We start from the raw sequence: 18,794 nt of genomic DNA, 5'->3' as shown, positions 1-18,794 counted from the left end.
CCAGACGCGGTAGATTCGGGCATCATGAACGAGGTTCGCGAGTCACGGTCCCGTATACGCGTGGCGGTCGTCTTCGGAGGGCGCAACTCCGAGCACGCCGTCTCTCTTATGGGCGCCGGAAGCGTGCTTGAGGCGATCGACCGCTCAAAGTACGAGGTGTTCCCCATCGGCATCGCCCAGGACGGGCGCTGGGTGCTGGCAACCGACGGCCAGGCCTACGCGATCGAGGAGGGCCGCCTGCCTTCGGTCGAAGGTTCCGGTACGGCTCTCGCCCTGCCGTCCTCCGGCTCGATCCTCGCTCTCGAACCCGGCCAGATCCCCCGCTCGCTCGGCGAGGTCGACGTCGTGTTCCCCGTCATGCACGGGCCGTTCGGGGAGGACGGCACCATCCAGGGCCTCCTGGAGATGGCCGGAGTGCGGTATGTGGGCTCCGGCGTGCTGGCGAGCGCGGTCGGCATGGACAAGGCCTACATGAAGCTCGTGCTGCGGGCCGCCGGGCTGCCGGTGGGGCCGTTCGTCGTGGTCCGCGACCGCGACTGGCGCATCGACCGGGCGAAGGTGCTCAAGGAGGTCGAGGAGCTCGGGTGGCCGGTCTTCGTGAAGCCCGCCCGCGCGGGATCGTCCCAGGGCATCTCCAAGGCCCACGACGCCGAGTCGCTCGAGGCCGCCGTGGAGCTGGCCAGGCAGCATGACCCCAAGATCCTGATCGAGGCGGCCATCCCCGGCCGCGAGATCGAGTGCGCGGTGCTGGAGTCCCTCGGCGACGCGCCCGCGGAGGCCAGCGTTCCCGGAGAGGTGCTGGTCAAGGGCGAACACGAGTTCTTCGACTTTGAGGCCAAGTACTACCCCGACCAGATGGCGCTGGACGCGCCGGCCGACATCCCCGCAGAGAAGGCCGAGGCGGTGCGCGCCATGGCGGTGCGCGCCTTCGAGGCGCTCGGGTGCGAGGGGCTGTCTCGCGTCGACTTCTTCTACACGCCGACCGGCGAGCTCGTCCTCAACGAGATCAACACCATGCCGGGGTTCACGTCCTTGTCGGTCGCGCCGCAGTTGTGGGCCGCGAGCGGCCTGCCGTACGGCGACCTGGTCGACCGGCTGATCCAGCTCGCGCTGGCCCGCCCCGCGGGACTGCGCTAGCCGGACCTGCTCACTCAGGAACGGTGGCCTTGATGGGCCCTGCGAGGTCGACCTGCACCTCTGCCGGCATGAACTTGGGGGAGATCGTCACCTCGACGTACGCCACCCGGTTCACGGCGGTGTACAGCGCGGGCCGCTGCGGATCGTTGAACCAGCCGATGCCGTTGACGTCCGACACCTGGTCGGTGGCGGCCATCGCGGCCGGCCGGTCGACGCCGCAGCGCAGGGCGATCTCGCCTTCCCCCCAGACGGCCACGTACGGCGAGGCGGGCTCGGACGCGACGCGGTCGAGCCCCTGGAGCTTCGCCGGAAGGGCTTTGGAGAGTTTGAGGCACGCGGCCGCCGCGTCTCCAGTGGGGGTGGGCGGGTCGACGTGCAGGGTTCCGGAGCATCCGGACATGACGGCGGCAAGGGTGAGCGCCGCCGCCCCGGCGAGCAGGGCTGGACGTGGCATGGCTTCTCGGTTCAGGCGTCCGGGCGCCTGCGAGAGGTGGCGCTCGAGACTAGATGTGGACGATCGGACACGTAAGCGTACGCGTGATTCCCGCCACTGCCTGAATCTGGGCCACCACGAGCTTGCCGAGCTCGTCCACGTCACGAGCCTCCGCCCGGACGATCACGTCATAGGGGCCGGTGACATCCTCGGCCTGGGTGACGCCCACGATCGACGCGATCTGCCCGGCCACATCGGCGGCCTTGCCGACCTCGGTCTGGATAAGGATGTAGGCCTGCACCATCACGTCCTCCGGATAGAGATCAGTGCCGGAGCGTAACCGTACCTCGAATACACAAGGGGTGTGTCATCACAGTCGGAGATCTTGGTGAATTCGGTGTCATCAGGCGAATTTCGGGACGCTTGAGGCAAGGTACGGGCGTGCTCCTGGGCCCCGGCGACGACGCCGCGGTCCTGAGGGCGCCCGACGGGCGGGTCGTTGTCAGCACCGATCTTTTGATCGAGGGTAGGCACTTCCGCCGCGATTGGTCCAGTGGGTACGACATAGGACGTAAGGCCGCAGCACAGAATCTTTCCGACATTGTGGCCATGGGGGCTCAGCCCACCGCGCTCGTCGTCGGCCTGGGCCTGCCCGGCGACGCGTCGGCCGACTGGCTGGACGCGCTGACCGACGGCTTAGCGGACGAGTGCGCGCTGGTCGGGGCGTCGGTCGCCGGAGGCGACATCGCCCGCTCCGACACCGTGGTGCTGGGGGTGACCGCCCTCGGCGATCTCGCGGGCAGGGCGCCGGTGACCAGGTCGGGGGCCCGGCCGGGTGACGTCGTCGCGGTCGCCGGCCGGCTGGGGTACGCCGCCGCCGGGTTGGCCCTCCTGTCCTCGGGGGTCGCAGGACCCGAGGAGTTCGCCGCCGCCCATCGCAGGCCGGTTCCGCCGTACGCGTGCGGCCCCGAGGCGGCCGCGCTCGGGGCCACGGCGATGCTCGACGTCAGTGACGGCCTGGTGCAGGATCTCGGTCACGTCGCCGCGGCCGCCGGGGTGCGGATCATCGTCGATCCCGCTACGCTGCCTGTCCCGCCGGCGATGGCGGCCCTGGCCGCCGATCTGGGCGCCGACGTCCTCGAGTGGGTCCTCACCGGCGGCGAGGATCACGCGCTGGCCGCGACCTTCCCCCCGGAGGTCTCGCTTCCCCCCGCATGGCGGGTGATCGGCCAGGTCGCTGAGGCCGCCGGCACCGGCGGCGCGGTCGTGGAGGTGCCGGGGCGCGCGGAGGCCCCTGGTGGATGGGACCACTTCAGGGGATGATGCGAACTTTGCGACACATGTGTATCGACTCTGTTATTAAGTAAGGCGTTTGCCGAACGGAAGGGACCACGATGGGCCGGCACTCGGGAGTACCCCCCGCCGGAGCGCGGCTGCCCGACGACCCCTCCGGCCGCCGCCCGGCGCCCGGCCGTGGCGAGTCGCACGACGTCCTGGTCTGGCGGGGCGAGCCCGAGCCTGAGCCCGAGCCGCCGAAGAAGGGGGCCAAGACGGCCCTCGTGGCCGCCGCCTCGCTGGTGGTCGCGGTGGGACTCGTCGCCGGCGGCATCCGGCTGCTGTCCGGCGGCCGAACGGGGGACGTCGTCGTCGAACCCCTGCGCGCGAACTGCGCCGCGTCGTGCCCGAGTACGCGGCAGGACGAGCCGGTGTCCATCGACGGCTTCGTGCCCACCGGCGACCCGGTGCTCGACCCCACGACGTCGTCGTCGCCGTCCGCCACTCCGAGCCCATCGGCGACGGCCACTGCGGGACGGACGCCCACCCCGGCGGTGACGCGCACCCGTGCAGGCGGCTCGACGACGGGCGGGGGGCACACGGGTCCCTCCACCACCCCGAACTCCCCGTCGTCCGGAGGCGGCGTCGCCCCGCCGTCCGGTGGCGGCCCGTCCGCGCCCCCGACCGCCCCCGCGTCCGCGCCCGCCACGCAGCCCTCCGCCACGAAGCAGGTCAGCGTGAACGTGCGTCTGCTGTCCCAGCACGGCGGCACCTACTACATGCAGGTGGACGTCCGCAACGACGCCGTCGACCTGCAGTCGTGGACGATCACGTTGCCCGTCGAGGGCAGGGTGAGGTCGGTGAACCCGCGGGGCCGGGACAACGGCGACGGCACCGTCACGATCAGTTCCACCAACCGGCTTCCGCGAGGATCGCAGACGATGGGGGCGATCGTGACCGTCCGGGGCTCCTACCGCGCCCCGAGCGGATGCGCGCTGTCCGACGGGACGTGCACCGTCAAGTAGGCGACCATGCAGGCGGCATCGCACCGCAGAAGGCCTGATTTGATGGGGGCATGACCACCACCCCTCCACGCGTGTTGACGATCGCCGGCTCGGACTCCGGCGGAGGCGCCGGCATCCAGGCCGACCTCAAGACGATGCTGGCCCTCGGCGTGCACGGGATGAGCGTGATCGCCGCCGTGACCGCCCAGAACTCTCTGGGAGTGCAGGGCTACTGGGAGCTTCCCCCCGAAGCGGTCCGGGCACAGCTCGACTCCGTGCTCGGGGACATCGGCGCACAGGCCGTCAAGACGGGCATGCTGGCCTCTCCCGTGCTGGTGGACACCGTCGCCGGCGTGCTTTCCGAGGTGGACGTCCCGGTCGTGGTGGACCCGGTCGGCGTCTCCAAGCACGGTGACGCGCTGCTCGCGCCCGAAGCCGTCGGCACGGTGAAGTCCCGGCTGCTGCCGGCCGCGACCGTCGTCACCCCCAACCTGTGGGAGGTCGCGCAGCTCACGGGCGTCAAGGTCGAGGACGAAGACGATCTGTCCCGCGCGGCGCAGGCGGTGCTCGAGCTGGGGCCGACGTGGGCCCTCATCAAGGGCGGCCACCTGCCCGGCGAGCCTGTCGACCTGCTGACCGACGGGTCGCAGGAGTTCCGCTTCACCGCCGAACGGCACGACAACCGGCACACGCACGGCACCGGCTGCACCCTGGCGTCCGCGATCGCCTCCTACCTCGCACTGGGTGAGGACGTGCCCGGCGCCGTACGGCAGGCCAAGGAGTACGTCACGGGAGCGATCGCCGGCGGGTTCCCCCTTGGCGCGGGCATCGGTCCCGTCGACCACGCCTGGCGCTGGCGTTCCTGAAGGGCTCAGAGCAGGCGGGCGATCGGGTCGGTCGCCAGGCGCCGCAGAATCGCGGCGGTCTGCGCGGCCTGGGAGGCGTCGGGTTCGGGACGGGGGCCGGACTCGACGGCGGAGGCGAGGGCGACGAGCTCGTCCGGCGGCAGGAGCCCGCGGTTCGATCCGTGGAGCCGGAGCCGCACGGGCCCGCCCGAGCCGTCCTCGGCGATCAGCCGGGGGATCCGCCGTCCGGTGGGCACCGTCCGGTCGCTCGCGTCACGGGTGTACTCCGGAACCGAGTCGATGTGGACGCGGGCGCTCGCCAGATCGGCGCGGCGGGTGCTCAGCGCCCCGGTGACCTCGAGCGTCGTGCCGACCAGCCGGGCGCGGTGCCGGAACGTCTGCAGGAGGAGCCTGAGCATCACCAGGGCGATGGCGAGCAGGACCAGCCCGAAGAGAACGGCGAACACCGCCGCCCCGGTGCCGATCGCCGATCCCGGATCGGACCCGTCGCCGCCGATGAGGTCCGGCGGCAGGTCATCGGGGAAACCCGGGTCCGGCTCGTCGGATGCCGAGCCGCCGGAGAAGAGGGAGATCCCGAAGATCACGAACGCGCCGCCGCCGGCGATGACGGTCAGCGCGGCGAGGAAGAAGATCGCGAAGACGGAGGCGGCGATCTTCTGGCCCCGGGACGCGTGGACGCTCAACCGAGTGATCACACTCGGATGGTAGGGCCGGGGGCGGCATCGGGGAACGCCCCAGAGCGGACGGGAATCGACGCGACGCCCTTCAACGCGAAAGCCCGCCACCATGACGGTGACGGGCTCGGCGGACGGCGCAGGTCAGCGGGTGACCTTGCCGGCCTTGATGCAGGAGGTGCACACGTTCAGCCGCTTCGGCGTCCCGTTGACCACCGCGCGCACGGTCTGGATGTTGGGGTTCCAGCGGCGGCGAGTACGGCGGTGCGAGTGGGAGACGTTGTTGCCGAAAATCGGCTTCTTGGCGCAGACGTCGCAGACGGAAGCCACGGTAAATCGCTCCTTCGAAAATCAGTCGATCAGCCCGGCCCGCGTCGAGAGCGGCCCATCCGAGCAATGCCGGGACAACCGGCTGGCCAGACGAGGATATCCGATGTCAGCCGTCGCATGCCAAACGGAGATCCGGCGAACGGGGATAATCTCGTATCCGCCAACGGTAGCGCATCGGGGGAGCGGCGCGCCTGCGAGGAAGGATCCCGATGCTGGACGTGCTCGACCCCCCGGCCGTACGCCGCTGGCTCTGGCACTGCGCGGACGCCCTGGGCCAGGCCAGAGCGGAGATCGACGCGCTCAACGTGTTCCCCGTCGCCGACGGCGACACCGGGACCAACCTGCACCTGACCCTGCTGTCGGCGGCCGAGGCGCTCGACGGATTGCCGGGGGACGCCGGCAGGGACACCACATGGCGCACGCTCGCCCGCGGCGCCCTGCTCGGGGCCAGGGGCAACTCCGGCGTGATCGTGAGCCAGGCGATCGGCGGGCTGGCCGAGGTGCTCAGGCAGGCGGAGGGCCGCGGAGCCGACCTGCGCGACGGCCTGGTCAAGGCCGCCGATCTGGCCAGGGCCGCCGTGGTCAGGCCCGTGGAGGGCACCCTGCTCAGCGTGCTGTCGGCGGTGGCAGGAGCCGTACGGGACGCCCCCGACGATCTCGCGGAGGTCGCCCGGAGGGCCGCCGAAGAGGCGCGCAGGGCCCTGCGCCGCACGACGGCGCAGCTCGATGTGCTGGCCCGCAACGGCGTGGTCGACGCGGGCGCGGCCGGGCTCGCGATCATCCTGGAGAGCCTGGCCGAGGTGGTCACGGAGGCCTACACCGACAGGCACGACGTGCCCGCGCCCACCGAGAGGATCACGGAGGAGGCCTCCGGCGGCGCCGGCTATGAGGTCATGTACCTGATCGACGCCGGGGACGACGGCATCGGCCGCCTCCGTGCGGCGCTCGACGCCCTGGGCGACTCCCTGGTGATCGTCGGGGGAGACGGCCTCTGGAACGTGCACGTCCACACCGCCGACGCCGGGGCCGCGATCGAGGCGGCGCTCGACGTGGGCCGTCCGCACCGCATCCGCGTCACCCATCTCGGAGAGCGCCCGCACGGGCCCGGGCACGGCAGGGGCCCCAGGGGCGTGGTGGCGATCGCGGCGGGAGACGGCCTGGCCGCCCTCTTCCGCCGGGAGGGCGCCGTGGTCGTGCGCCGGGACCCCGGCGGCACGCCGCCGCTCGCCGCGGTGCTCCAGGCCATCAGGGAGGCCGGAACCGAGGTGGCCGTGTTCCCCAACGACGGCGGCGTGCTGGCGGTCGCCTCCGCCGCCGCCGAGATCGCCCGCGATGAGGGCGTCACGGTCAGCGTCGTGCCGACCCGGGCCTCGGTGCAGGGGCTGGCCGCGCTCGCCGTGCACGATCGGCTGCGGCGTTTCGACGACGACGTGGTCGCGATGACCGACGCGGCCGGGCACACCCGCCACGGCCATGTGTGGGTCGCCGACCGCGAGGTGATGACCAGCGCCGGGCTCTGCCGTACCGGAGACGTGCTCGGCGTCGTCGACGGCGAGGCCGCCCTCATCGGTACGGCTCTCGCCGCGACGGCGGTGGAGGTGACCCGGCGCCTGCTGTCGGCGGGAAGCGAGCTGGTGACCCTCGTGACCGGCGAGGGAGCCCCTGAGGACGTGCTGAGTGCCGTACAAGGGCATCTGGAGCGTGAACGACCCGACGTCGAGATGACCGTCCTCGAAGGCGGTCAGGGAGGTTATCCGCTCCTCATCGGCGTCGAGTGACCCGCGTTGTCGGTGATCCGGGGTAGAAACTGGTCACGTGACGAGGTTCGACGAGCCGCTGAAGAAGGCCCTGGGCGACAAGACCGCCGCTCCGCTGGAGAGCGCCCTGGGCATCGCCACCGTGGGGGAGCTGCTGCGGCACTACCCGAGGCGCTACGCGCAGCGTGGCGAGCTCACCCCGATCGCCTCGCTCGAGAACGACGAGCATGCGACCGTCGTCGGCAAGGTGGCGTCCGCGATGCGCCGCCCGATGAAGAACCGGCAGGGCACCTGGCTCGACGTCCAGGTCACCGACGGCAGGGACAAGCTGCACCTCGCGTTCTTCGGCAAGGGGGCCTACGCCGCCGAGCAGCGGCTGACGCCGGGCACCGAGGCCATGTTCTCCGGCAAGGTCAACATCTTCGCCGCGGGGAAGACCCGGCGGGTCTCCCTGACCCATCCCGACTACGAGTCGTTCGACGAGACGGCCGAGACCGCCGAGGAGTTCGCGGCGGCGCCGGTGCCCATCTACCCCTCGGCGCAGGGGCTGGCCACCTGGAAGATCCGCAGGGCCGTGCGCACGGTGCTCGACGTGCTGACCCTCGACGACCCGCTGCCCGCCGGCATGCGCGAGCGGCTCGAGGTGCCCACGCTGGAGGCCGCGCTGCGCCAGATCCACCGGCCGCGCGACATGGGCGAGGTGGCGCGGGCCGGCAGGCGGCTGAAGTTCGACGAGGCGTTCGTCCTGCAGGCCGTCCTGGTACGGCGGCGCATGGCCGCATCCGCCTTGCCCGCCCGCCCCCGGCCGGGCAGCGATGACGGGCTGTTGCGGGACTTCGAGGGCAGGCTGCCGTTCCAGCTCACCGAGGGCCAGCTGACGGTCGGGGAGGAGATCGCTGCCGACCTCGCCAAGGGGCACCCGATGCACCGCCTGCTGCAGGGAGAGGTGGGCGCGGGCAAGACGATCGTGGCGCTGCGGGCGATGCTGCAGGTGGTCGACTCCGGCGGCCAGGCGGTGCTGCTCGCCCCCACGGAGGTGCTGGCCCAGCAGCATCACCGGTCGATCGTGAAGATGCTCGGCGACCTCGCCACCGGCGGCATGTTCGGCGGTACGGCGGTGGCCCTGCTGACCGGGTCGCTCGGGGCCGCGGCCCGCAGGAGCGCGCTGCTGGACGCCGCCTCGGGCGCGGCCGGCATCGTGGTCGGCACCCATGCCGTCCTCCAGGAGCACGTCCAGTTCGCCGATCTCGGCCTGGTGGTGGTGGACGAGCAGCACAGGTTCGGCGTGGAGCAGCGTGACGCGCTGCGCGAGAAAGGCGGGGGAGGGCGGCCGCACGTGCTGGTGATGACCGCCACCCCGATCCCCCGGACGGTCGCGATGACCGTCTTCGGGGACCTGGAGGTCTCGACTCTCGCCCAGCTCCCGTCGGGGCGGGCGCCGATCTCGTCGCACGTGGTCCCCGCGGCGGAGAAGCCGCACTTCCTCGACCGCACGTGGCAGCGGGTGCGCGAGGAGGTGGGGCTGGGCCGGCAGGCCTACGTCGTGTGCCCCCGCATCGGCGACCAGGAGGGCGACGAGGGCGACCTCGACAAGGCCGCCTCGGAGGACGAGCGCAGGCCCCCGCTGGCGGTCCTGGACGTCGCCGAGGAGCTTTCGGAGGGTCCGCTCCACGGCCTGCGCGTGCGCGTGCTGCACGGCAAACTGCCGCCCGAGGAGAAGGACGCGGTGATGTCGGCCTTCAGCCGAGGAGAGATCGACGTGCTGGTGGCCACCACCGTCATCGAGGTCGGCGTCGACGTGCCGAACTCGTCCGTGATGATCATCATGGACGCCGACCGGTTCGGCGTCTCGCAGCTCCACCAGTTGCGCGGGCGCGTGGGCCGGGGAGGCCTGCCCGGGCTCTGCCTGCTGGTGAGCGAGGCGCCGGAGGGAACGCCCGCCAGGGCCAGGCTGGACGCGGTGGCCGCCACGCTGGACGGGTTCGAGCTGTCGCGGGTCGACCTCGAGCAACGGCGTGAGGGCGACGTGCTCGGCGCCGCGCAGTCGGGACGCAAGTCGTCGCTGAAGATGCTTCAGCTCCTGAGGGACGAGGACGTCATCGAACTGGCCCGGGCGGAGGCCGTGGCCGTGCTGACGGACGACCCCGATCTGGAGGCGCATCCGGCGCTCCGCTCGGAACTGGAGGCCGTGGTCGCCGACGAGAAGGCGGAGTTTCTGGAGAAGGCGTGAGGCCGAACCGATCGGACAAATGCCGAAGATCTCGGAAAGGTCGCAAATCGTCTCGGGGCGCTGACGGGCCCGACGCGCGAGCGCTTAAATGACCCAGGGCCCAGCCATGGGACGGCCTCCCCCCGAATGCCGTCCCCGGCTGGGCCCACCCTCGGGTCAGGTGCCGAGGGCGCCGACGCGCGGAAGGGCTCACGATCACGTCGGCCGGCCTTCCCCTGGGTCACCTTGAAGGCCGCAGAACTCATCATGCGGATGCCGCAGGCCCCGCGATACCGCTCTTACCTATTCCTCGCTCCCTCTTGCCCACTCTTGACCTGGGACGATCTTCACGGTCGGGCCGCCCGCAGGTGCGACGGGCCCGCGCCTGCGGGGAGAATGAACGGGTGACGCGGTTGATCGCAGGAACGGCCGGAGGCCGCAGGCTGGCCGTCCCCCCAGGCGGGGCGACCCGGCCCACCAGCGACCGTGCCAGGGAGGGGCTGTTCGCCACCGTCGGTTCCCTGCTCGGGTCGCTCGGCGGAGCGCGGGTGCTCGATCTGTACGCCGGCTCCGGCGCCGTCGGCCTGGAGGCCCTCAGCCGGGGAGCCGCGCACGCCCTCCTCGTCGAGTCGGACGCGAAGGCCGTACGGACGATCAGGGAGAACATCGCCTCGCTCGGGTTGCCCGGCGCGGTGCTCGGCGCGGAGAAGGCCGAGCGGGTGGTCGGGCGGCCGTGCGCCGAGCCGTACGACTTCGTCTTCGCCGACCCGCCGTACGCGGTGACCGACGAGGCGGTGGGCAGGGTGCTCGAGGCGCTCAGGGACAACGGCTGGCTGGCCGACGGCGCCCTGGTCGCGGTGGAGCGGGAGTCCAGGGGGAAGGACCTGGTGTGGCCGCGCGGATTCCAAGAGGACAGGGTCCGCCGGTACGGCGAAGCGGCCGTTTGGTACGGTCGCGCCGCCGGGAACCAGTAAATCTTGGGGGTGCGCCCTTGCGTCGCGTCGTCTGTCCGGGCTCGTTCGACCCTGTCACCAACGGACATCTGGACATCATCGGCCGGACCTCACGCCTGTACGACGAGGTCGTCGTAGCCGTCCTCATCAACGTCGAGAAGAAGAGCCTGTTCACCGTCGACGAGCGGATCGAGATGCTCAACGCGGTGACCAAGGAGTACGGCAACATCCGCGTCGAGAAGTTCCACGGGCTTCTCGTCGACTTCTGCAGGCAGCAGGAGATCCCCACGATCGTCAAGGGCCTGCGCGCGGTCAGCGACTTCGACTACGAGTTGCAGATGGCCCAGCTGAACTACCGGATGTCAGGTGTCGAGACGCTGTTCATGTCGACCAACCCCGAATACTCCTTCCTGTCGTCGAGCCGGCTGAAGGAGATCGCGAGGTACGGCGGCGACGTGTCGGGCCTGGTTCCGGACCTCGTGAACACCCTGCTCGTGGAGCGTCTCCGGGGCTGACCAGGGGCTGGTATCCTTGCCTTTCAGCCTTGCACGACGGCGGTTATTCGCCATGCCTAACGAGAGTGGAATGACTCAGCGCAGCCTCGACCCCCGAGCCCCTTGGGTGATCTCCACTCATGATCTGGGACGACGACCGGGGTCGATGCGCAAAATCACTCCGGTTCTCCCGGCTCCGGCGGATCTCGCGGTCGGAATGATCGGCGTTCCCAAGGACGCCGACGTCGAGCTGGCCATCCGGCTCGAGGCGGTGATGGAGGGCGTGCTCGTCACGGGCACGGCGCGGGCTCCGCTCCATGGAGAGTGCTCGCGCTGCCTGGAGCCGTTGACCTCGGAGATCGAGGTCGACTTCCAGGAGCTCTACTTCTACTCGGCGGATGACGCGCTTCCTGGAAGCGCGGGGGGAGAGGACGACCTCTTCCTCGACGGAGAGTTGCTCGATCTCGAGTCGGTGTTCCGTGACGCGGTGGTGCTCGCACTGCCGTTGAGCCCGGTGTGCGGTGATGACTGCGCCGGTCTCTGCACGGAGTGCGGGGTCAAGCTGGCGGAGGCCGGCCCTGACCACGGTCACGAGAAGATCGACTCGCGCTGGGCGTCGCTGCAGGGCTTGATTGTGGAAAAAGAAGACGATCAGGAGGGTTGACGTGGCCGTCCCCAAGCGGAAGATGTCGCGGAGCAACACCCGCTCCCGCAGGGCCCAGTGGAAGGCCGCCGCGGTGTCACTCGTGAGCTGCCCGCAGTGCCGCTCGCCGAAGCGCCCGCACGTGGCGTGCCCCACTTGTGGCACCTACAACCGTCGGCAGGTCATCGAGCCGTCGGCCTGATCGCGCACTGAGCGGATCGGGACGCCGGCCGGATCGTCAAATCGACCCGGCCGGCGTTACCTTGCTTACAGGCGCGTGCGGCGGCGGTTGGAACGACGACCAACGAGCGTGCCCGCGGCCGTGGTGGACGCCGGGGCCTCCGAACTTCGGCGGCCCGGCGTCCACCACGTCTTCGGGCTTTTCCGGCGATCCACCTGCCTCCGTGCTCGGCCCTGCCATGCATGAGTCAGGAGGAGAGACATGGCGCCATCATCGGCTAAGCCGGTGGCCGTCGAGGTCGCACGAGACGAGCTTCAGCAGGTTCTCGAGGTACGGCTCGGCACCCAGATCCTGGAGCGGGCGCTGACGCACCGCTCGTACGCCTACGAGAACGGCGGCCTGCCCACCAACGAACGCCTCGAGTTCCTCGGGGACTCCGTGCTGGGTCTGGTGGTCACCGACACCCTGTATCACGGGCATCCCGACCTGCCGGAAGGCCAGCTCGCCAAGCTGCGCGCGGCGGTCGTCAACATGCGGGCCTTGGCGGACGTGGCCCGCGCCCTCGGGATCGGCAAGTACCTGCGTCTCGGCCGCGGGGAGGAAGGCACGGGCGGGCGCGACAAGTCGTCCATCCTGGCCGACACCCTGGAGGCCCTGATCGGCAGCGTCTATGTGGACAAGGGCCTCGACGAGGCGTTCCGCGTGGTCCACGTGCTCTTCGACCCGCTGATCAAGCGGTCGGCCTCTCTGGGTGCGGGGCTCGACTGGAAGACCTCGCTCCAGGAGCTCACCGCCGCCGAACTGCTCGGCGTTCCCGAATATCACGTGGACGAGAGCGGCCCCGACCACGCCAAGTCGTTCGTGGCCGCGGTTCTCGTGGGCGGCCGGCAGTACGGCACGGGCTCGGGCCGCAGCAAGAAGGAGGCCGAGCAGCAGGCCGCCGAGGCGGCCTGGACGGCCATCCGGGCGATGCGGGACGCCCGTGAGGGCGCGGGCCTCGGCCAGGCCTGAGTTCAGCGGCGACGATCGGGAGGTCGAAGCGCAATGCCCGAACTGCCGGAGGTCGAAGTCGTCCGGCGCGGTCTCGACCAGTGGGTCGCCGGCCGGACGATCGCCTCGGCCGAGGTGCTCCATCCCCGGGCGGTGCGCAGGAACGTCGGGGATCTGCCTGATCAGCTGAAGGGCCGGACCGTCCTGTCGGCCGAGCGGCGCGGGAAATACCTGTGGCTTCCGCTGTACGAGGGGCCGGCCGGGCACGTGGACCCGGTCACCGGGGAGCCGGTCGTGGCGGCCGACGCCCTGCTGGCTCACCTCGGCATGAGCGGCCAGCTCCTCATGGTGGATCCGAGCACCCCAGCCGAGAAGCATCTGCGGGTGCGGGTGGCGTTCACCGACGGCGGCCCGGACATGCGTTTCGTCGACCAGCGCACCTTCGGCCACCTCCTGGTCGCGCCGATGGCCCGGTTACGGCGGCCGGTGCCCGAGCCGATCACGCACATCGCCGCCGACCCCCTGGAAGAGGCCTTCGACGACGCGGCCTTCGCGACCAGGCTGCGGCTGCGCCGTACGGGGATCAAGCGGGCGCTGCTCGACCAGTCGCTGATCAGCGGGGTCGGCAACATCTACGCGGACGAGGCGCTGTGGCGGGCCCGGCTGCACTGGGCGCGGCCCACGGAGAACCTGACCCGTCCCGTGATCGCCACGTTGCTGTCGGGCGTCCGTGAGGTCATGACGGAGGCGCTCGGCCAGGGCGGCACGTCCTTCGACAGCCTGTACGTGAACGTCAACGGCGAGAGCGGCTACTTCGACCGGTCACTGGCCGTGTACGGCAGGCGGGACGAGCCGTGCCCCCGGTGCGGGACGCCCGTCATCCGGGAGGCGTTCATGAACCGCTCGTCCTACAGCTGCCCGAAATGCCAGCCCCGGCCGAGGAACGCCAGGCCGTGACCGCCTCGGAGGGAACGGACACGGGTGTGGACGCGGTGAGGCTGACGGCGTGGGTGAGGGGCCGGGTGCAGGGGGTCGGGTTCCGCTGGTGGACCAGGGCCAGGGCGCTCGAGCTTGGTCTGGCCGGCTGGGCCGCGAACCTCGCCGACGGCAGGGTTGAGATCGTGGCCGAAGGTCCACGGGAATCATGCGAGCGGCTTCTGGAACTGCTGCGGTCGGGGACCACGCCGGGCCAGGTAGACGGCGTGGTGGAGCGCTGGAGTGAGGCCAAAGGAAGCACCACGGGGTTTGTGGAGCGATAGCCCTTCCCTCAAACCACCCAAATGCGGTATATTTACCTACCGAGAGTGCCCATCGGCATGCGTACGGAGCGTTCAGCTTGACCGCCTCCAATGCCGGTGCGACTCTTGAGAGGAACCACGCGCACCCCTCCCGCGGCAAGAAGTGCGCGAACCAGTCTGGTCACTCAGCGTGGAGGACCCTTTACTATGGCGAAGGCTCTACTCGGCCACGTCGGCGGTCCTGACCCTCGAATGGTCTCGGAAATGCGCCGCCTCCAGCAGCGCATCCGGGATCTGGAGGCAGAACTCAACCGGCTCCAGGCACAAAACGACGCGCTGGCAGCGCAAACTCGTGACGAAACCCTGGTCCGGCTGCAGGATCGCGAGCCGGCCCTCACCTGAGGACCGGCACAAGAAGGATTGTCAGGGACGCCCCGTAAAGGCGTCCCTTGTCATTTGGGCAGGCTGTTCTACGGATATTCATCCGAGGGTAAATCGCAGCCGAAGTCAAATTTGCCCCTTTCATCAGTGGCTGTGGTGTGGCTCAAGTCTCATTTCTCCGACGGCCACGGCATATGTCCGCGCACGAGGCCAGGGTGTTTCCCGGCTTGGCCGTAGCATGAGCGGGGCCCATTTCCCTGCGATAACGCGGCGCCCGCAGCGGACCGCTCCGCCGAAGAGGGGTGTCATGGGGCCCATCCGACGTCCCGGACCAGCCGGGGCCGGTAGTCTTCCCCGATAAGTCCGGCGTCCAAGGAGGGGGACGGGTGTACCTGAAGACCCTCACCCTGCGCGGCTTCAAGTCATTCGCCTCCGCCACGTCCCTGCGATTCGAGCCGGGCATCACCTGCGTGGTCGGTCCCAACGGCTCCGGCAAGTCCAACGTCGTCGACGCCCTCGCCTGGGTCATGGGCGAGCACAGCGCCAAGTCGCTGCGCGGCGGCAAGATGGAGGACGTGATCTTCGCGGGCACCTCCAGCCGCCCGCCCCTCGGCCGGGCCGAGGTGACGCTGACCATCGACAACTCCGACGGTGCGTTGCCGATCGACTACACCGAGGTCACGATCAGCCGGCTGATGTTCCGGTCGGGTCAGAGCGAATACGCCATCAACGGCGACACGTGCCGGCTGCTCGACATCCAGGAACTGCTGTCGGACTCCGGTATCGGCAGGGAGATGCACGTCATCGTCGGGCAGGGCCAGCTCGACCAGGTGCTGCACGCCGGGCCGGAGGAGCGGCGCGCGTTCATCGAGGAGGCCGCAGGCGTCCTCAAGCACCGCAAGCGCAAGGAGAAGGCGCTCCGCAAACTCGACGCGATGCAGGCCAACCTCACCCGGGTGCAGGACCTCGCGACCGAGCTGCGCCGCCAGCTCAAACCGCTCGGACGGCAGGCCGAGATCGCCCGCAAGGCCGCCGTCATCCAGGCCGACCTGCGCGACGCACGGCTCAGATTGCTCGCCGACGACGTCGTCACCCTGCGCGAGGTCCTGCAACGGGAGGCCGCGGACGAGGCGGCCGTCCAGGCCAGGCGCACCCAGGTGGAGGCCCAGCTCGCCGAGGGCCAGCGGCGCGAGGGGGAGCTGGAGGCCGCGGAGAACGAGGCCCAGCCCCGGCTGAAGGCGGTTCAGGAGACCTTCTACCGCCTGTCGGCCCTGCGTGAGCGGCTGCGCGGCGTCGAAAGCCTTGCGGCCGAGCGTGGACGGCATGCCGCCGACGCCGCCTCCATCGAGCGCCGCGGCAGAGACCCCGAGGACCTCGAACGTGAGGCCGCCGAGATCCGTGAGCAGGAGCGTGTGCTCGCCGAGGAGCTTGATGAGGCGCGTGAGCGGCTGGAGGCGGCCGTCGAGGTCCGCGCCGAGGCCGAGGAGGCCCTGGCCGTCGAGGAACGTCGTCTCGCGGGAGCCGCCCGCGCCGCCGCCGACAGGCGTGAGGCACTCGCCCGGCTCCGCGGCCAGGTCGAGTCGGCCAGAAGCCGGGTCCGCTCCGCCGGCGACGAGATCGGGCGGCTGACCAAAGCCCTGGAAGACGCGCGTCTGCGGGCCGAACGGTCGCAGGGCGACGTCGACGCGCACGAGCTGAGCGAGCCCGCCGCCGACCCGGAACTCGCCGCCGAACTCGAGGCTGCCCAGGAAGGCGTGGACATCGCCAGGGAGGCCGTCGAAGCCGCCAAGGATGTCGCCGAGCAGGCCAAGGCCCTCGTGGACGAGGCCAAGGCCGCGGCGGCGGCCCCCCGCGAGGCCCATTCCGCCGCGAAGACGGCCGTCGGCGCCGCCCGGGCCGCCGACCAGGAGTCGCAGCGGGCCGTCGCCGCGCTGCAGGCACGGCGCGAAGCCCTGGAGATGAGTCTCGCCGGGGGTGTCGACGGGGCCGCCGCCCTGCTCGGTGCGGGTCTTTCCGGCGTACTCGGCCCGGTCGCCACCATGCTCACCGTCAAGCCCGGCGCGGAAGCCGCCGTCGCCGCGGTTTTGATGGCCGACGCCGTGACCGTGGACTCGCTCGCCACCGCCGTGGCCGCGCTGGAGCACCTGCGCCGCGCCGACGGCGGCAGGACCGCCCTGCTGATCACCTCGGAAGAGCCCGATACGGCCACGAGGCCACCGCTTCCCCTGGCCGGCACGGAATGGGCCGCCGACCTGGTGACCGTACCCGATCGGCTCCGCCCGGCCGTCGACGCCGTGCTGGACGGCGTGGTCGTTGTCGACGATCTCGCCGCCGCCCGGAAGGTCGTGGACGCCGACCGCGGCCTGCGGGCGGTCACCCGCTCCGGAGACATCCTCGGCGCCCACCACGCCCAGGGCGGATCCGGCGGGGTCACCTCGGTGTTGCAGGTGCGGGCCGCGCTCGACGAGGCCGCCGCCGACCTCGCCGCCGCCGAGACGGCAGCCGAGGCGCACGCCCTCGCCCTCGACGAGGCCACGGCCGCCGAGAGGGAGGCCCAGCTAGCCGTCGACGCCGCCCAGGCCCGCGTCACCGAGGCCCAGAACGACGTCACCACGGCCCAGAACGGCATCAACAGCGCACAGAGCGGCCTCAACGCCGCCCAGTCCGTGCTCGACCGGCTCAGGAGCCGCCAGCGCGACGCCGACCAGAAGGCCGCCGCCGCAGCCAAGCAGCTCGCCCGGCTCGAAGCGGCCGTCAAGGCCTCCCAGGACGAGGCCGTCCGGCTGGCGAAAGCCGTACAGGACGGGGAGGAGTCGCGCGAACTCGCGCAGGCGGCCGTCCTCGAACTCGAAGAACAACTCGCCGAGTCCGAATACGCCCAGGAACTCGAAGCGGAGCCGACCACCGACGCGCGTGACGAACTCGCCGCCGCCACCGGAGTGACCCGCCAGGCCGAGATGGAGGCCAGGCTGACCGTCCGTACAGCCGAAGAGCGGGTCAGAGGCATCGCCGGCCGCGCCGACGGGCTCATGCGGGCCGCACAGCGCGAACGCGAGGACCGGGCACGGGCGGCCGCCCAGCGCGAACGCCGCCGCAAGCAGGCCGAGATCGCCGCAGCGGTCGTCGGCGGCACGCGGACCGCGCTCAAAGCCCTGGAGACGTCGCTCACCCGGGCCGCGGAGGAACGCGACGACGCGGAGCGGGCCCGGGGCGAGATCGACGCCGAACTCAAAGCCGTACGGCTCAGCGTGCGCGCGCTCGCCTCCGAACTCGACACCTTGGTCAACCGGGCCCACGGCAGCGAGATGGCCCGCACCGAGCAGCGCCTGCGCCTGGAGCAGCTGGAGCAGCGGGCCATGGAGGAGTACGGCGTCGAACTCGAGCCGCTCATCTCCGAATACGGGCCGTCCGTCATGGTTCCCGGCGATCCGCCCGTGCCATACGTCCGTGAGGAGCAGGAGAAGCGGGCTAGGGCGGCCGACAAGCAGATGACCCAGCTCGGCAAGGTCAACCCGCTCGCGCTGGAAGAGTTCGCCGCGCTCGAGGAACGCCACGCGTTCCTCACGTCACAGCTCGAAGATCTCAAGAAGACCCGCAGGGACCTCCTGCTCGTCGTCAAAGAAGTCGACGACCGGGTCGAACAGGTCTTCTCCGCGGCATACGAGGACGTGCAGCGCGAGTTCTCCGAGATCTTCGCACGCGTCTTCCCAGGCGGCGAAGGCCGCCTCCTGCTGACCGACCCGACGGACATGCTCACCACCGGAGTCGAGGTCGAGGCCCGGCCCCCGGGCAAGAAGGTCAAGCGGCTGTCGCTGCTGTCCGGCGGAGAGCGCTCGCTCACGGCGGTCGCCTTCCTCGTTTCGATCTTCAAGGCGCGCCCCTCGCCCTTCTACGTCATGGACGAAGTCGAGGCCGCCCTCGACGACACCAACACCCAGCGGCTGCTGACCCTCTTCGAAGAGCTCAGGCAGAACTCCCAGCTCATCGTCATCACCCACCAGAAGCGCACCATGGAGATCGCCGACGCGTTGTACGGCGTCTCCATGCGAGGCGACGGCGTCACCCAGGTCGTGAGCCAGCGCCTGCGCGAACACGCGGGCTGATCTTCTTTGCCGCGCCTTCGGCGCGGCGGGCGCTGTGTTTATGGCCTCGCCTCCGGCGAGGCGGCTCGGGGCGCTGTAAGGCCGGGTCTTCCCTCGTCACGTCCTCGCTCGTTCCTCGCTGCGGGC

Annotated in this window: 18 protein-coding genes and 1 pseudogene; 15 read left to right on the top strand and 4 right to left on the bottom strand. The window is 70.9% G+C overall.

What is annotated here, in order from left to right; all coding sequences use genetic code 11:
• The first annotated feature begins 24 nt into the window (after nt 1-24).
• On the top strand, nt 25-1,137 hold the full coding sequence (locus Pth03_RS20260; protein WP_203945899.1) for a D-alanine--D-alanine ligase family protein: 1,113 nt from the start codon (nt 25-27) through the stop codon (nt 1,135-1,137).
• 10 nt (nt 1,138-1,147) lie between these two features.
• On the opposite strand, the gene Pth03_RS20255 is transcribed toward Pth03_RS20260, so the two are convergent.
• Both Pth03_RS20255 and Pth03_RS20250 read right to left on the bottom strand, forming a co-directional pair.
• The gene (locus tag Pth03_RS20255) at nt 1,148-1,591 is read right to left on the bottom strand and encodes a DUF3515 domain-containing protein (RefSeq protein WP_203945898.1); all 444 of its coding nucleotides are present in this window, start codon (nt 1,589-1,591) and stop codon (nt 1,148-1,150) included.
• Nucleotides 1,592-1,640: 49 nt separating this feature from the next.
• Nucleotides 1,641-1,874, bottom strand: coding sequence for an Lrp/AsnC family transcriptional regulator (locus Pth03_RS20250; protein ID WP_203945897.1), 234 nt, complete (start codon nt 1,872-1,874; stop codon nt 1,641-1,643).
• 47 nt (nt 1,875-1,921) lie between these two features.
• Between Pth03_RS20250 and Pth03_RS20245 the strand changes: the two genes are divergently transcribed.
• The 3 genes from Pth03_RS20245 (at nt 1,922) to thiD (ending at nt 4,715) form a co-directional block, all read left to right on the top strand.
• Nucleotides 1,922-2,893, top strand: a complete 972-nt coding sequence (locus tag Pth03_RS20245; protein WP_203945971.1) for a thiamine-phosphate kinase — start codon at nt 1,922-1,924, stop codon at nt 2,891-2,893.
• A gap of 71 nt (nt 2,894-2,964) precedes the next feature.
• On the top strand, nt 2,965-3,870 hold the full coding sequence (locus Pth03_RS20240; protein WP_203945896.1) for a hypothetical protein: 906 nt from the start codon (nt 2,965-2,967) through the stop codon (nt 3,868-3,870).
• Nucleotides 3,871-3,920: 50 nt separating this feature from the next.
• Nucleotides 3,921-4,715 carry a bifunctional hydroxymethylpyrimidine kinase/phosphomethylpyrimidine kinase gene (gene thiD / locus Pth03_RS20235; protein WP_203945895.1) on the top strand — a complete coding sequence of 265 codons (795 nt, stop codon included), beginning with the start codon at nt 3,921-3,923 and terminating at the stop codon, nt 4,713-4,715.
• Nucleotides 4,716-4,720: 5 nt separating this feature from the next.
• Here the strand turns inward: thiD and Pth03_RS20230 are convergent, their stop codons facing one another.
• Both Pth03_RS20230 and rpmB read right to left on the bottom strand, forming a co-directional pair.
• Nucleotides 4,721-5,410, bottom strand: a complete 690-nt coding sequence (locus tag Pth03_RS20230) for a hypothetical protein (RefSeq protein ID WP_203945894.1) — start codon at nt 5,408-5,410, stop codon at nt 4,721-4,723.
• 123 nt (nt 5,411-5,533) lie between these two features.
• Complete coding sequence (gene rpmB / locus Pth03_RS20225) at nt 5,534-5,719, bottom strand: 50S ribosomal protein L28 (protein WP_203945893.1); 186 nt, start codon at nt 5,717-5,719, stop codon at nt 5,534-5,536.
• A 209-nt stretch (nt 5,720-5,928) separates the two neighbouring features.
• On the opposite strand from rpmB, the gene fakA reads away from it, so the two are divergent.
• The 11 genes and pseudogenes from fakA (at nt 5,929) to Pth03_RS20170 (ending at nt 18,668) form a co-directional block, all read left to right on the top strand.
• Nucleotides 5,929-7,497 carry a DAK2 domain-containing protein gene (fakA, locus tag Pth03_RS20220; protein WP_203945892.1) on the top strand — a complete coding sequence of 523 codons (1,569 nt, stop codon included), beginning with the start codon at nt 5,929-5,931 and terminating at the stop codon, nt 7,495-7,497.
• Between the two features lie 37 nt (nt 7,498-7,534).
• Entirely contained in the window at nt 7,535-9,706 is a 2,172-nt protein-coding gene (gene recG, locus Pth03_RS20215) for an ATP-dependent DNA helicase RecG (RefSeq protein WP_203945891.1), read from the top strand.
• 383 nt (nt 9,707-10,089) lie between these two features.
• Nucleotides 10,090-10,659 carry a 16S rRNA (guanine(966)-N(2))-methyltransferase RsmD gene (gene rsmD / locus Pth03_RS20210; protein ID WP_203945890.1) on the top strand — a complete coding sequence of 190 codons (570 nt, stop codon included), beginning with the start codon at nt 10,090-10,092 and terminating at the stop codon, nt 10,657-10,659.
• Between the two features lie 17 nt (nt 10,660-10,676).
• A complete protein-coding gene (gene coaD / locus Pth03_RS20205; protein WP_203945889.1) occupies nt 10,677-11,153 on the top strand; it encodes a pantetheine-phosphate adenylyltransferase in 477 nt (158 codons plus the stop codon).
• A 70-nt stretch (nt 11,154-11,223) separates the two neighbouring features.
• Nucleotides 11,224-11,796 carry a YceD family protein gene (locus tag Pth03_RS20200; RefSeq protein ID WP_203945888.1) on the top strand — a complete coding sequence of 191 codons (573 nt, stop codon included), beginning with the start codon at nt 11,224-11,226 and terminating at the stop codon, nt 11,794-11,796.
• Between the two features lies 1 nt (nt 11,797).
• A complete protein-coding gene (gene rpmF, locus Pth03_RS20195) occupies nt 11,798-11,977 on the top strand; it encodes a 50S ribosomal protein L32 (RefSeq protein ID WP_203945887.1) in 180 nt (59 codons plus the stop codon).
• Between the two features lie 327 nt (nt 11,978-12,304).
• Nucleotides 12,305-12,967 (top strand): annotated as a pseudogene (gene rnc / locus Pth03_RS20190) (ribonuclease III); the annotation flags it as partial.
• Nucleotides 12,968-13,000: 33 nt separating this feature from the next.
• Nucleotides 13,001-13,903, top strand: coding sequence for a bifunctional DNA-formamidopyrimidine glycosylase/DNA-(apurinic or apyrimidinic site) lyase (gene mutM, locus Pth03_RS20185; RefSeq protein ID WP_203945885.1), 903 nt, complete (start codon nt 13,001-13,003; stop codon nt 13,901-13,903).
• A gap of 26 nt (nt 13,904-13,929) precedes the next feature.
• Entirely contained in the window at nt 13,930-14,205 is a 276-nt protein-coding gene (locus Pth03_RS20180) for an acylphosphatase (RefSeq protein WP_203945970.1), read from the top strand.
• Nucleotides 14,206-14,391: 186 nt separating this feature from the next.
• A complete protein-coding gene (locus Pth03_RS20175) occupies nt 14,392-14,586 on the top strand; it encodes a hypothetical protein (RefSeq protein WP_203945884.1) in 195 nt (64 codons plus the stop codon).
• 365 nt (nt 14,587-14,951) lie between these two features.
• Nucleotides 14,952-18,668 carry an SMC hinge domain-related protein gene (locus Pth03_RS20170; protein WP_203945883.1) on the top strand — a complete coding sequence of 1,239 codons (3,717 nt, stop codon included), beginning with the start codon at nt 14,952-14,954 and terminating at the stop codon, nt 18,666-18,668.
• Nucleotides 18,669-18,794 lie beyond the last annotated feature (126 nt).

The sequence above is a fragment of the Planotetraspora thailandica genome, from assembly GCF_016863335.1.
Classification (GTDB): domain Bacteria; phylum Actinomycetota; class Actinomycetes; order Streptosporangiales; family Streptosporangiaceae; genus Planotetraspora; species Planotetraspora thailandica.
The sequence above is the reverse complement of the archived record's forward strand: the minus strand, read 5'-3'. Positions and strand labels throughout refer to the sequence as shown.